Raw genomic sequence first — 12,485 nt, forward strand, 5'->3', positions numbered from 1 at the left:
TTCAGGCTGCCTGTACCCGCCAGCCGAGCACAACGTCCTCCACGACACCGGGGCCAGCCACGTCGCCCACCTGCAGCAACAGCCCCTGCGCATTGGGCAGGTCCTTCTGCTCGGGAAACCACCGTCGATCGGCCGCGACCACGATCAGCAGGCCCTCGTCGTCGCCCATCGGTGCGAACTGCGGCGAAGCCGGGCTGATCGGCTGCAGGCCGAAACGTTGGTTGGACAGTTCGCGTACGGCCTCGACATCGCGGCTGGGCAGGCCGACTTCGCTCAGGCAGGTCAGCTCGCTGCCATGGAACACGCCTTCGCGAGCGCTGGCCGGCAGGCGGCGGCGGCCGATCAGTTCAAGGATCAGGCCGTCCGGGCCGGTGAAGTACACCGACTGCGACTGCCAGCTGCTCTCCAGCGCGAAGTAGTCCAGCCCCGCCGGATTGCGCTGCAGCGGCGTGCGCTCACGCAACCACGTCATTGCCTCGCTGAAGCGGTTGTCCGGCACGTTGAAGGCCAGATGCACGCCACCCACCGGACGCCCCGCCGCAGGCTGAAGTTCGAGGGTGCTCCAGCCGATGTGCACATGGTTGCCGACCACGCGCTGCTGCAGCACATCGTGGAAATATGTGGCCACGGAAGCGACGTCGGATACCGGCAGAGTGAGGTGCAGCAGGCGCATGATCGATTCTCCGTGGACGCGCCCACTGTAGCGCCGGGCCATGCCCGGCGGCCACTAGCGCAGCGAATGGTTGAAGAACCGTATTGCCGCGTCCGCTGCCTGCGCGTGGGTCTGCGCCTTCGGCACCGATGTGCTGCACAGGTCCTGCAGCCGCTGTTGTCCGGCCGGGGTGCATGCGGCGAGGAAATCGTAATGGCCGACACCGGGCAGCACCTGCAGTGCAGCGCCCGCAATCACCGCACGCGCAGCCTCGCCATTGGTCTGTGGTGGCGCGACCGTGTCCGCCTGGCCCAGCACGATCGACACCGGCTGTTTCAGTGAGGAGAGCTGCTCGGGCGCAAAGGCCTGCACGATTGCCGGCGCCAGCAGGAACACCGCGCGCACGCCGGGAATGGCGCGTGCGTCGTTGGCGTGGGACATCCATGGCGACAGCTCGGGCGACGCCGCAGCGGCAACGCGCGCCTCCATCGTGTGCGTTGCCGCCTCCTGTTGGGGCCGGCAGACGCCGTCATCCGGATGTGCGGTGCAGAAGTCCCGCAATCGCTGCAGGTCCGGTCGCGCACCGGCTGCCAGCAGCGCGGTGTAGCCACCGGCCGAGAAGCCGGCGACCCCCAGGCGCTCAGGATCGACATGCGGGCCCAGCACCGGATCAGCTTGCACGGCCGCCAGTGCGGCACGCAGGTCATCGGCGCGCAACCAGGTCAGAAGGCTGCCGGGCAGGGTCATGGTGTCAACGCCGTTGTTGCCTGGATGATCCACCGCAATCACCAGATACCCGGCCCGCGCCAGTGCCGTGCCCAGCCAACCCATCATGCGCGCGCTGCCGCCGTTGCCATGCGAGAGCAGCAGGGTCGGCAGGCGATCACCCGCGACCGGCGCATCCTTGGCCGACCGGCCGGCGTCGAACAGCGGCGCGTCGGGAGGACCGATGGTCAGCGCGTTTTCGCGGCTGCCGGCCTGTGCCGGATACCAGGCCGTGTAGCGCAGCGCGTCGCGGTGCCCTGCGTCGCGCACGGCGGCGCTGGCCAGCGTCGTCGTGCCGTGGCGCTCGCCGGCGACGCCGCTTTCGCGGGCGGCGCCGACGCTCGCGAACGCCAGCAGCATTCCTCCCAGCACAGCAGCGGTCATGCGCATCTTCAACTCCTTGTCAGTGGGGACGTTCTTCCACCGGCAGCCAGATCTCCACGCCGCCGTTGCCGCTATGCTCATCGAAACGCAGGTCGTAGCGTTCCAGATCGGGTGCATCGGCCAGGCTGAGGCCGGAGCCGGGCAGGTAGTGATCCAGCAACCAGAACCAGGTAGAGCGGATGGCCGAGATGTGTCCGCCGTGCCAAGCCACCAGGTAGCGGCGCGCCGGGATGTCCACGCGTCGCCAGTGCGCAGGCACGCTCGGCACCGCGCTTGCCGGTAGTGCCGCAATGTAGTCGAAGCCACCATCGTCATCACTGTTGCAGCACACGCCGAAGCTGACCGGTGCCGGCGTCGGCCACTCGCGGTTGAGCTGGGCCCATTGGCCCGGAATCGCGCCGCTGCTGTCGCGGGTATGCCGCATGCCGACGCCTGCCACCTGGAACGCGGGCGTATCGAGCAGCCGGGGGGCTTCAATGCAGGCTGACGGGGCCTCGTCCAGGCGGATCGCCTGCACCAGCGTCAGCCCATCGGTGCCCTGTTCGCGTACCCGTTCCGGTGTCTGCCCGAACTGTTCGCTGAAGGCACGGGTAAAGGCAGCATGGGTGGTGTAGCCGGCCCCCAGCGCCACCTGCAGGATGTCGCCCGCGCCGTTGGCCAACCGCTGCGCGGCAGCGGTCAGGCGGCGCCCGCGCAGGTAGCGCACCACCGAGGTGCCGGTGCGGGCCTGGAACAGGCGTGACAGATGAAACGGCGACAGGCCGGCCGCAGCGGCGATGTCGGCCAGCGCCAATGGCTGGTCCGCATGGGTTTCGATGTACCACAACGCCTTGCCTGCCGCGCTCATCCTGCCGTTCCCCGCATCCAATGCCGGCACAGTAGCGGATCGGCAGGCACGGCGTTTAGCAGTTCTTGCGCTGCCGGGGCTTTGCGTCTGCCTGCGTACCGGCAACAATGCGCGCTTCATGGACGTGATGGGGGGCAGGGAGATGCGATCGACGACGGGGGATGCCAGGCCAGCGGAGCCCGGCCGATGATCGAGATGATCGAAATGCTGCTTGCCCTCTGGGTACTTCCCAGTCTGTTGACCCTGGCGCTGATGCTGCTGATGTTGTTCGGCGCGCCACGGTGGCGCGGCAACCCCTGGGTGTACCGTGTCGGCTTCGCGTTGCTGGGCGGGTTTCTGACACCGACGTTGTTGGGGGCCGGTCACGGTGGGTTGCCGTGCGCGACTATCGGCGGGCTGGTGATGATACTGACGCAGCTGCAATGGATCGGCGATCTGCAGGTCGACTTCATGGGGATCGGGATTCGCAACAGGGGCATCTGGATCATGTCCACCCCCGCCTTGGTGGTGTTCGCTGCCATGATGTTCGTTCCGCTGCGAACGGCACGGCCGGCCCGTTTCGGCTTTGGCGACGACGCCAACGGCTAGCCGCTGTGTGCGGAGATGGGGCGTGGGTCTGCATTGCCACCCATGCATGGTGTGGATCTACGGATGAGCCCTGGCAGGGGCCAACCTTGGTTGGCGCATCAAGCTGTCGTACTGACGTCATGCCTCCTTCACACATCGCGCCGAGACTGCGCGCCTTGTCCAGGCCTGTTGTGTGCGCACAGGTGCTGGCCCTGTCGCGTCCTCCCGGAGCCCTGCCGTGCATCGTTCGAAGCTTTCGCGTTCCATCCTCCTTGCCCTTTCCATGGCCAGCGCAGGAGGCGCGATCGCAACGGAGGCCGATGCGGTCGATGCCGCCGGCGGCAGCCGCGCCGCGCCCACCCAGCTCGACGCGATGCTGGTCACCGGTACCCGCGCGTCCAACCGCACCCAGTTCGAAACGCTGGCGCCGGTGGATGTGTTCAGCAAGGAAGACATCAGGTCCGTCGAATCCACCGACCTGAAGGACGTGCTGGCCCAGCTGGTGCCGTCGTTCGTGGTGCAGCGCCTGCCGATGGCGGACGGCCAGGTGTTCGTGCGTCCGGCGACGCTGCGTGGCCTGTCGCCGGACCAGACCCTGGTGCTGGTCAACGGTCGCCGCTTCCACCGCAGCGCGCTGCTCGGCAACCGTGGTGCACAGGCCGCTGATCTGGCACAGATTCCAACCAGCGCGATCAAGCGCATCGAGGTGCTGCGTGATGGCGCGTCGGCGCAGTACGGCTCGGACGCCATCGCCGGCGTCATCAACATCATCCTGGAGGATGGGCCGGGTAGCGAGATCACCGCCGGCTACTCGCAGTACGCGCAGGGCGACGGTGCTTCGCGCGATTTCAGTGCGCGCACCGGCTGGTCGCTGGGCGACTATGGCAGCCTGGTGCTGTTCGCCGAATCGTCCACCTCCGACGCCACCTCGCGCACCCGCCAGCGCCCCGATGCCATCGCCTTCCAGGCCGCGCATCCGGAGCTGGAGGTGCCCAACCCGGTGCAGCGCTGGGGCCAGCCGGAACTGGAAAGCCGCCGCGTCGGCTTCAACGTAAAGGCCAACGCCAGCGATACGCTGGAGCTCTATGCCTTTGGCCTGTACAGCCACAGCGATGGCGTCAGCGATTTCAACTGGCGCAACCCGGACACCACCACCGGCGCGTACCGCACCACCGCCATCTTCCCGGGCTGGAACCTGCGCTCGCTGTATCCGGTCGGCTTCAGCCCGCAGTACGGCAACGTGCAGAACGACCTGCAGCTGGTCGGTGGCCTGCGCGGCGAGATCACGCCGAAGCTGCGCTGGGATGTCAGCGCCTCGTATGGCCGCAACGCCATCGACTATCGCCTGAAGAACTCGATCAATGCCTCGCTCGGCCCGGCCAGCCCGACCGACTTCGATCTCGGCCGCCTGACCCAGACCGAGAAGAACGCCAACGCCGACTTCAACTACGAATGGGACGTGGCTGCGCTGTCCAAGCCGATCAACGTCGCCTTCGGTGGCGAGTTCCGCCAGGAAACCTACCAGGTGCGCGCCGGTGATCCGGCCTCGTACGCGGTGGGTCCGGGCGCGGCCGGGGGCCTGGAGGCCAACTCCAATGGCGCGCCGGGCTTCTCGGCCAGCCAGGCCGGGCAGTGGAGCCAGCGCAGCAAGGCCGCCTACGTGGACATGGAAGTGCCGCTGGGCGAGCGCTGGAGCATCGGTGCAGCCAGCCGCTATGAGGACTTCTCCAGCTTCGGCAGCACACTGGACGGCAAACTGTCGGCGCGCTTCGCGATCACCCCGGACGTCGCCCTGCGCGGCACCGTGTCCACCGGCTTCCGCGCGCCGACGCCGGCGCAGCTCAACACCACCAGCACCACCCAGGGGTTGGATACGCGCACGCTGCAGATCTTCACCAGCGGCCGCCTGTCGCCGAACGATCCGCTGGCGCAGCTGCTCGGTGCCAGGCCGTTGAAGCCGGAAGAATCGCGTACCGCATCGCTGGGCCTGACCTGGCGCACCGACCTGGGCCTGTCCGGCTCGGTGGATGTCTACCAGATCAAGCTCACCGACCGCTTCAGCCAGTCGGCCAGTTTCGCCATTCCGGCCGGTACGCCCAATCCGCTGGGCTATACCTCGGTGAACTACTTCACCAACGACTTCGACACCACCACCACCGGCGTGGACGTGGTCGGCAATTACCTGCGCGACCTCGGCGCGGGCCGCATGACGCTGACCCTGGCCTACAACTACAACCGCACCCGCGTGGACAACGGCAGCACCTCGGTGGCAACCAACGAGACCCAGCGCGTGCTGTTCGAAGATCGCCTGCCCGAGCACAAGGGCAGCCTGACCGGCAGCTGGGACATCGGTGCCTGGTCGCTGATGGCGCGCATGCGCTACTACGGTGCCTGGACCGATTCCAGCGGCAATGCGGTGGGCGATATCTACCAGCGTTTTGGTGCGATGAGCTTCCTCGACCTGGCCGTCGGCTATCGCATCAACGAACATCACAGCCTGCGCGTGGGTGCCGACAACGTGTTCGACCGCTATCCGAACGAAGCCACCTTCCAGGCCAGTCGCGGCCTGGTCTACTCGCGCAATGCGCCGTACGACACCGACGGTGCCAACCTGTACGCACAGTACCGGCTGAGCTTCTGATGGACCGCAACCGCCGCGTCCTGTTGCGTGCCGGTGCACTGCTGCCGGCTGCAGCTGCGCTGTCTTCACTGCCCGCCATGGCTGCCGCGGGTTACGCTGCGTCCATGCAGATTCCCGCAACGACCGTAGCGCCGGACGCGCTGGCCCGCGATGAAGGCTACTGGGCCGCCGTGGCCAGCCACTTCGACATCACCGATGAAGTGAACCACCTGGAGAACGGCTACTGGGGCGCGATGGGCCGCGAGACGCTGGCCAGCTACCAGCGCCACACCGCCGAGGTGAACCGTGGTAACGCCTGGTACGGCCGTCATGAGTTCCCGGTGCAGTACATGGCGGTGCAGCGGCAGGTGGCCGAACTGCTGGGCGTGGGCGCCGACGAGATCGCACTGACCCGTGGCGCCACCGAAGCGATGCTGGCGCTGATCGGTGGCTACAACCGCCTGCGGCCCGGCGACCAGGTGCTGTACGCCGACATCGACTACGACAGCATGATCGGTGCGATGCGTTGGCTGCAGCAGCGCCGTGGCGTGCAGGTCGAGCGCATCGCGCTGCCGGTGGTGCCCGACCATGCGCAGATCCTGCAGGCCTACGAGGCCGCGTTCGCGCGGCTGCCACGCCTGAAGCTGGTGCTGCTGACCCAGGTCAGCCATCGCCATGGGCTGGTGCTGCCGGTGGCCGAGATCGCCGAGCGTGCACGCGCACGCGGTATCGACGTGATCGTCGATGCGGCGCACGGGTTCGGCCAGATCGACTACGCGGTGCCGCAGCTCAAGGCCGATTTCGTCGGCATCAACCTGCACAAGTGGATCGGCGCACCGGTCGGTGTCGGCGCGATGTACGTGCGCAGGGGCCGCGTTGCGGACCTCGACCCGTACATGGGCGAGACCGACGACGGCCGCGTGGGCAGCCGCGTACACACCGGCACGGTCAACTTCGCCGCTTACCTGGCACTTCCGGAGGCGATTGCCCTGCACCAGCGCATCGGTGCGGACAACAAGCAGGCGCGCCTGCGTTACCTGCGCGAGCGCTGGACGCTGCCGGCGCGGCAGATGGCGCACATCGAAGTGCTGTCTTCGCCGGATCCGGCGTTGGCGAGTGCATTGGCCAGCTTCCGCCTGCGCGGGCGCACCAGCGTGGCTGACAACATCGCGCTGCAGAAGCGCCTGCTGGACGAACATCGCGTGTTCACCACCCATCGCGACGGCTTGGACTCCGGCGCCTGCGTGCGGGTGACGCCGTCGGTGTTCACCCGGCCGCAGCAGATGGATGCGCTGGTGAAGGCGCTCTCCGCCTTGGCCTGACCCTGCTTTGGTGGGTGCCAACCTTGGTTGGCACATTCCAACCGTGCCGGGGAATCTTCCGCCGGCCAGCGGCCGGCGCTACCGATCGGGTGGGTGCCAACCTTGGTTGGCACATTCCAACCGTGCCGGGGAATCTTCCGCCGGCCAGCGGCTGGCACTACCGGTCGGGTGGGTGCCAACTGTTGGTTGGCACATTCCAACCGTGCTGAGGAATCTTCCGCCGGCCAGCGGCCGGCACTATCGGTCGGGTGGGTGCCGACCGTTGGTCGGCACATTCCAACCGTGCTGAGGAATCTTCCGCCGGCCAGCGGCCGGCACTACCGGTCGGGTGGGTGCCGACCGTTGGTCGGCACATCCCATTCCAGGGCTACCGCTCGATCGCCGGCAACGCGTCCGACAACAACAACCGGTCAATCCGTCGCAGCGCACTTTCCAGCTGCCGGCGATCGGCCGCCAGCCCCAGCGACAGCCGCACGCCGTTCTGATGCTGCACCCCCGGCGGGCAGAACGCCGATGAGGGCGCGATCGCCAGCCCCTGCAGCTGTGCGGTACGCACCAGGGTGGCGTCAGTCCATGGCGCTGGTACCCGGCACCAGGCATGCAGGCCTTCGGCGCGCAGCAGCAGCGAAGGCGCCAGCAGGTAGCGCGCCATGCGCATGCGCTCGTGCGCTTCGCTGCGCACCTGCGCCAGCAGCGATTGCGCCGAACCATCCAGCAGCAGCTGGCTGGCCAGCGCCGCCACCAGCGGATGCCCCATCAACCGGGTGGCGCGCAAGGCCGAAGCCATCGCCTCGGCGTGCGCAGCGCTTGGGCACTGCACGAACGCAGTGCGCAGGCCGGGGCTGATCACCTTCGACAGCGTCGCCACGTAGAACACATGGCGCGGTGCCAGCGCCGCCAGCGGTGTCTGTGCATCCTCGGCGAGGTGCCAGTAAGGATCGTCTTCGATCGCCAGCAGGCCTTCCCTCTCCAGAACACGCGCCAGCGCTTCGCGCCGCTGCAGCGGCAGGCTCAGCGCGGTCGGGTTCTGGCAGGTGGGGTTGAGATAGACCAACCGCGCGCCGCTTTCGCGTGCCAGCCGGGCCAGCGCATCGGGGCACATGCCGTGTTCGTCGCTGTCCACCGGCAGCAGCCGCCGGCCCAGTGCGGCGGCGGCCTGCAGCAGGCCCGGATAGACCAGCGCATCGCAGAGGATCGCATCATCGTCGCGGCCCTGGCTGACCAGGATCGCGGCAAGCGCCACCTGCGCGCCTTCGGTCAGCAACAGGCTGGCATCCTCCACCGCGCCCAGCATCGGTTGCAGCCAGCGCGCTGCCGCGTGGCGGTCGGTGGGATTGCCGCCGCCCAGGTGGTAGGTCATCAGGTTCGGCGCGTTGCTGCGCGCAAGCACGGCGGCGGCACCGCGGCGCAGGGTCTCGGCCAGCGCATCGGCATCGGGCACCGGCGGCACGTTCATGCTCAGGTCCACCACCTGGTCGAAGCCGGCCTTGGGTGGTGCGATGAAACTGCCTTGTGGCCCGCGCGCCTCGATCAGGCCGCGCTTGCGCGCTTCGTCGAATGCCCGCGTTACCGTGGTCAGGTCGACGCCGAGCTGCTGCGCCAACGCGCGCTGCGAGGGCAGGCGTTGTCCTGGTGCAAGACCACCGCGACGTACCGTGCGCTCCAGCGAATTGACGATGCGCAGGTAGATCGGCCCGTTGTGCGCGAGCACGTCCTGCACCCATTCGCGGGCTGCGACATCCGGTCGCGGCATGTACGGAGCATGTCGGGGCGTATCGTTGCTTCCAACGGCGGGAGCCTGTCCATAACCATCGGTCGGTTCGGACAGGTGACCGCCGTTATTGCTTGTGGCGGCCACAGCGGCCAGCGTCAGTGGTGTCATTGCGCGTCCTCAGCGCTTGGCCTGCCAGGGGCAGTAGCAGCCCACGGCAAGCAGTCCTTTCGGGCGCACGGTTTCGCCGCGCACCAGTCTGTCCAGCAGTGGTTCGACGAAGCTGTTGGCCGAGTTGCAGACCATGCCGATGCTGTACGGGCCGGCATAGGCGAGGTGGCCCTGCCGGTCCCAGATCGCCACGGCAGGGCTGGCCGGGATGTGTTCGATGCCGTCGATGGTCGGCAGGTTGATCACCTTGTTGCGCAGCGGCTCAGGCAGTTCGCCGTGGGTACCGGGGCGGCGGATCGCATAGAAGTCGATGCCGGCGCGGCGGTACATGCTGATCAGGTAGCTCAGGTGTGCGCCGGTTTCGCGGTTGCAGACGGCACACGCCGGGTCCCAGAAGTGCACCACGCGGATGCGGCCGGTATCGCCGGCCAGATCGGACGGCAGGCGCAGCTGCGAGTCGTCGAAGACGATGGCCTGTTCGGTGAACGTCGACTGCGCGCTGTAGCCGAAGTACTGCCACAGCGCAGCCGCCACGCCGGCCATGAACAGGCAGGCGAGGGCGATCATCGTCGGCAGCAGCCAGCGGCGGCGAGGCGCGGCTGCGCCCATCAGGACGCGTCCCCGCCGAACTTGTGCACGTACTGCTTGCGCATCTCTCGGCAGGAGTCGGCCTGCGCGCGACGCTGGATCTCGCTACGCGACGGATCCTCGCTGCGCTGCACGCATTGCTCGATGGCGTGGCGCTCGGCGGCCTGCACATCCACGGTCTGCGGCTGCAGGCAGACCCAGGCCAGCGCGGCCAGCATCAACACCACAAAGCCACCACAGCCGGCCATTACCAGGTGGAACTTCAGTCTCTCGGCGCGCATCGACGCACGTCCCTTCATCCATACATTGCATACAAAATATCATCTTGTATGGATGAGGCGCCATGCGCCCGGTTCAGACGATGGCGTTGTGCCGGGCCCCGGGGGCCTCAGACAGGATCTCGTTCAGTTTGGCCAGCGCCCCGGCCAGCGCATCCTGGTCAACTGCGCCGCCCAGCGACAGGCGGATGGCGTTGCCCGGTGGCGGTTCCTCCACGCTGAAGGCGTCCGAGCTGGCGATGCCCAGCCCCTGTTCCTGTGCGGCCTGGATCAGCCGGTACTGGTCCAGCCGCGGCGGTAGCGGCAGCCATACGTGCAGGCCGGCCGGGTGCGCCCGCGCGCGGGACGGCAGGTACTGCGCGGCAATCGCCTGGCGCTCGCGCAGCTCCTGCTGGAAGCGCTGCACCATGTCCTGGGCCTGGCCGCTGCGGATCCACTGCGACGCCACCGCCACCATTGACTGGGTCGGCATCAGCGCGATCGCACGCAGGGCGTCCAGCACCGGTTCCATCGGTTCGCCGCCCGGCACCACCAGGTAGGCGGTGCGCAGGCCCGGTGCCAGGCACTTGGACAGGGTGGAGATGTAATACACCGGGCAGCCGGCGTCGCGGTGGGCGGCCAGCGGCGGTGCGGCGTCCCCGGCCAGCAACCAGTAGGGATCGTCTTCGATCACGGTCAGATCGTGGTGCTTGGCAACCGCCAGCAGGGCCTGCCGGCGGTGTGCCGACATCGTCGCCGTGGTCGGGTTCTGGATGGTCGGTACCAGGTACAGCAGGCGCGGGCGGCGTAGCTGGCAGGCCTCTTCCAGCGCGTCGGGCAGCATGCCTTCGGCGTCCATCGCCACTGGCACCACACCCCGCTGCAGCACGCGCGCGGCGGCCAGCAGGCCCGGGTAGGTCAGCTGCTCGGCGGCGATCAGCTCGCCCGGCTGGGTGCGGGCCAGGATCAGTGCGCACAGTGCGGTCTGCGCGCCGGGGCAGATCACCACCTGGTCGGCACCCACCGTGCCCAGCACCGGTGACAGCCACTGCACGGCGGCGGCGCGGTCCTCGCGGGTGCCGGCGCCGACGTGGTAGCTCATCAGTTCGCCCTGGCCCAGCTGCTGGCCCACGTGCTGGAAACCGGCCTCCATGCCCTGTGCGAACGGCGCGCTGCCCAGCAGCGGCGGGATGTTCATGCTCAGGTCCACCGAGGTGCTGCGGTTGCCGGCCGACAGCGCGATGAAGGTGCCGCCGGCGCCCTGCGCATCCAGCAGGCCAGCCTGGCGCAGCTCGGCAAAGGCCCGGGTGACCGTGGTCAGGTCCACGCCCACCTGCTGGGCCAGGTCGCGCTGCGGCGGCAGCCGGTCGCCCGGACGCAGCACGCCGTCATCCACTGCCTCGCGCACCTGCTGGGCGATCTGCAGGTACAGCGGGCCAGCGCCCTCGCGGAAGGGGCGAACCCAGGTGCGATTGGGGTGTTTCAGGCGGCGGCCGGCGGCAGGTGGCGTCATCGGTCAGTTTTCCATACGTGCAGATGCACAAGTCCATACAATCATGTATCTTGTATGGGCTTGATTGGAGTGGATCGCTCTCTTGTAGGCGACCTCGTACCCACAGTGTAGCCGCTCCACGCCCGGGCGCTGCGCGCAGGCGAGCCGGTCAAGCGCGCTTCTTCAACAGGGTTGACCTCCAATGAATATCTGCTGGAACCGCATCCGCCTGGCGCTGGTCGCCCTGGCCTGCGTCGGCCTGTCGGGCTGTGACTGGGTGCTGCTGGATTCGAAGGGCATGGTCGGGCTCGCCCAGCGCGACCTGATCCTGATCTGCATCGGCCTGATGCTGATCGTGGTGATACCGGCCATCGTGCTGACCTTCGTATTCGCCTGGCGCTTCCGCGCCGGCAACACCAAGGCGAAATACACGCCGGACTGGTCGCATTCCACCAAGGTGGAGATCGTGGTCTGGGGCGTGCCGCTGCTGATCATTGCCGGCCTGGCCGTGATCGTGTGGAAGTCGACCCACGAACTGGACCCGTACAAGCCGCTGGACGTGGCCGGTGAGCCGCTGCACGTGGACGTGATCGCCACCGACTGGAAATGGGTGTTCGTATACCCGGACCTGGGCATCGCCACGGTCAACCAGCTCAACTTCCCGGCCAACCGCCCGCTGGCGTTCAACATCACCTCCAACTCGACGATGAATACCTTCTTCATCCCGCAGCTGGGTGGGCAGATCTACGCGATGGCCGGCATGCGCACGCAGCTGCACCTGATCGCCAACGAGCCCGGCCAGTTCCGTGGCATGTCCGGCAACTACAGCGGGCATGGCTTCTCGAACATGAAGTTCATTGCCACCGCCAGCAGCAACGAGGAGTTCGAGCGCTGGGTGGCCGAGGTACGCAGCGCACCACAGGCGCTGGACTTCAACCAGTTCAAGGCGCTGGCCGCACCGTCGAAGAACGCGCCGGTGCAGCACTTCTCCAGCGTCGAACCGCTGCTGTTCAAGAAGGTCATCGACCAGTTCATCGGCGTCGGTGAGAACACCGCTGCTGCGTCCCCGGCGGGTGCTGCCGGTGGTGCCCAGGTTTCCCAGGAGTAAC

The 12,485-nt window shown here is 67.9% G+C and carries 11 protein-coding genes; 4 read left to right on the forward strand and 7 right to left on the reverse strand.

Annotated features, from left to right (window positions below):
- Position 1: 1 nt before the first annotated feature.
- From ACUVWL_RS18755 to ACUVWL_RS18765, 3 genes are read right to left on the reverse strand one after another with little or no spacing between them, the layout of a single operon-like run.
- On the reverse strand, positions 2-673 hold the full coding sequence (locus ACUVWL_RS18755; protein WP_197556612.1) for a VOC family protein: 672 nt from the start codon (positions 671-673) through the stop codon (positions 2-4).
- A gap of 54 nt (positions 674-727) precedes the next feature.
- The gene (locus ACUVWL_RS18760; RefSeq protein ID WP_014648740.1) at positions 728-1,807 is read right to left on the reverse strand and encodes an alpha/beta hydrolase family protein; all 1,080 of its coding nucleotides are present in this window, start codon (positions 1,805-1,807) and stop codon (positions 728-730) included.
- 13 nt (positions 1,808-1,820) lie between these two features.
- Positions 1,821-2,648: an AraC family transcriptional regulator gene (locus ACUVWL_RS18765; RefSeq protein ID WP_126411468.1), complete on the reverse strand. Its 828-nt coding sequence runs from the start codon at positions 2,646-2,648 to the stop codon at positions 1,821-1,823.
- Positions 2,649-2,834: 186 nt separating this feature from the next.
- Here ACUVWL_RS18765 and ACUVWL_RS18770 point away from each other — a divergent pair, with 186 nt between their 5' ends.
- The 3 genes from ACUVWL_RS18770 (at position 2,835) to ACUVWL_RS18780 (ending at position 7,157) form a co-directional block, all read left to right on the forward strand.
- Entirely contained in the window at positions 2,835-3,236 is a 402-nt protein-coding gene (locus ACUVWL_RS18770) for a hypothetical protein (protein ID WP_014648738.1), read from the forward strand.
- Positions 3,237-3,453: 217 nt separating this feature from the next.
- Positions 3,454-5,856: a TonB-dependent receptor plug domain-containing protein gene (locus tag ACUVWL_RS18775; protein WP_445978659.1), complete on the forward strand. Its 2,403-nt coding sequence runs from the start codon at positions 3,454-3,456 to the stop codon at positions 5,854-5,856.
- On the forward strand, positions 5,856-7,157 hold the full coding sequence (locus tag ACUVWL_RS18780; protein ID WP_075076238.1) for an aminotransferase class V-fold PLP-dependent enzyme: 1,302 nt from the start codon (positions 5,856-5,858) through the stop codon (positions 7,155-7,157). Before ACUVWL_RS18775 ends, ACUVWL_RS18780 begins: the two co-directional genes overlap by 1 nt.
- Positions 7,158-7,524: 367 nt before the next feature.
- Here the strand turns inward: ACUVWL_RS18780 and ACUVWL_RS18785 are convergent, their stop codons facing one another.
- Genes ACUVWL_RS18785 through ACUVWL_RS18800 form a run of 4 tightly spaced genes read right to left on the reverse strand, consistent with a single transcriptional unit; the run spans position 7,525 to position 11,397 of the window.
- Positions 7,525-9,039 carry an aminotransferase-like domain-containing protein gene (locus tag ACUVWL_RS18785; RefSeq protein ID WP_445978660.1) on the reverse strand — a complete coding sequence of 505 codons (1,515 nt, stop codon included), beginning with the start codon at positions 9,037-9,039 and terminating at the stop codon, positions 7,525-7,527.
- A 9-nt stretch (positions 9,040-9,048) separates the two neighbouring features.
- Complete coding sequence (locus ACUVWL_RS18790) at positions 9,049-9,648, reverse strand: DUF6436 domain-containing protein (RefSeq protein WP_032958773.1); 600 nt, start codon at positions 9,646-9,648, stop codon at positions 9,049-9,051.
- On the reverse strand, positions 9,648-9,926 hold the full coding sequence (locus tag ACUVWL_RS18795) for a hypothetical protein (protein WP_169411283.1): 279 nt from the start codon (positions 9,924-9,926) through the stop codon (positions 9,648-9,650). Before ACUVWL_RS18795 ends, ACUVWL_RS18790 begins: the two co-directional genes overlap by 1 nt.
- A 55-nt stretch (positions 9,927-9,981) precedes the next feature.
- The gene (locus tag ACUVWL_RS18800; RefSeq protein ID WP_445978661.1) at positions 9,982-11,397 is read right to left on the reverse strand and encodes an aminotransferase-like domain-containing protein; all 1,416 of its coding nucleotides are present in this window, start codon (positions 11,395-11,397) and stop codon (positions 9,982-9,984) included.
- Between the two features lie 181 nt (positions 11,398-11,578).
- Between ACUVWL_RS18800 and cyoA the strand changes: the two genes are divergently transcribed.
- Positions 11,579-12,484: a ubiquinol oxidase subunit II gene (gene cyoA / locus ACUVWL_RS18805; RefSeq protein WP_014648731.1), complete on the forward strand. Its 906-nt coding sequence runs from the start codon at positions 11,579-11,581 to the stop codon at positions 12,482-12,484.
- Position 12,485: the final 1 nt, after the last annotated feature.

Source organism: Stenotrophomonas muris, from assembly GCF_052751275.1.

Bases quoted from the DNA above. Each gene is read 5' to 3' on its own strand.
- ACUVWL_RS18780 (WP_075076238.1), top strand. From the start codon at position 5,856: ATGGACCGCAACCGCCGCGTCCTGTTGCGTGCCGGTGCACTGCTGCCG.
- ACUVWL_RS18795 (WP_169411283.1), bottom strand. From the start codon at position 9,926: ATGAAGGGACGTGCGTCGATGCGCGCCGAGAGACTGAAGTTCCACCTG.
- ACUVWL_RS18785 (WP_445978660.1), bottom strand. From the start codon at position 9,039: ATGACACCACTGACGCTGGCCGCTGTGGCCGCCACAAGCAATAACGGC.
- ACUVWL_RS18760 (WP_014648740.1), bottom strand. From the start codon at position 1,807: ATGCGCATGACCGCTGCTGTGCTGGGAGGAATGCTGCTGGCGTTCGCG.
- ACUVWL_RS18755 (WP_197556612.1), bottom strand. From the start codon at position 673: ATGCGCCTGCTGCACCTCACTCTGCCGGTATCCGACGTCGCTTCCGTG.
- cyoA (WP_014648731.1), top strand. From the start codon at position 11,579: ATGAATATCTGCTGGAACCGCATCCGCCTGGCGCTGGTCGCCCTGGCC.
- ACUVWL_RS18800 (WP_445978661.1), bottom strand. From the start codon at position 11,397: ATGACGCCACCTGCCGCCGGCCGCCGCCTGAAACACCCCAATCGCACC.
- ACUVWL_RS18790 (WP_032958773.1), bottom strand. From the start codon at position 9,648: ATGGGCGCAGCCGCGCCTCGCCGCCGCTGGCTGCTGCCGACGATGATC.
- ACUVWL_RS18770 (WP_014648738.1), top strand. From the start codon at position 2,835: ATGATCGAGATGATCGAAATGCTGCTTGCCCTCTGGGTACTTCCCAGT.
- ACUVWL_RS18765 (WP_126411468.1), bottom strand. From the start codon at position 2,648: ATGAGCGCGGCAGGCAAGGCGTTGTGGTACATCGAAACCCATGCGGAC.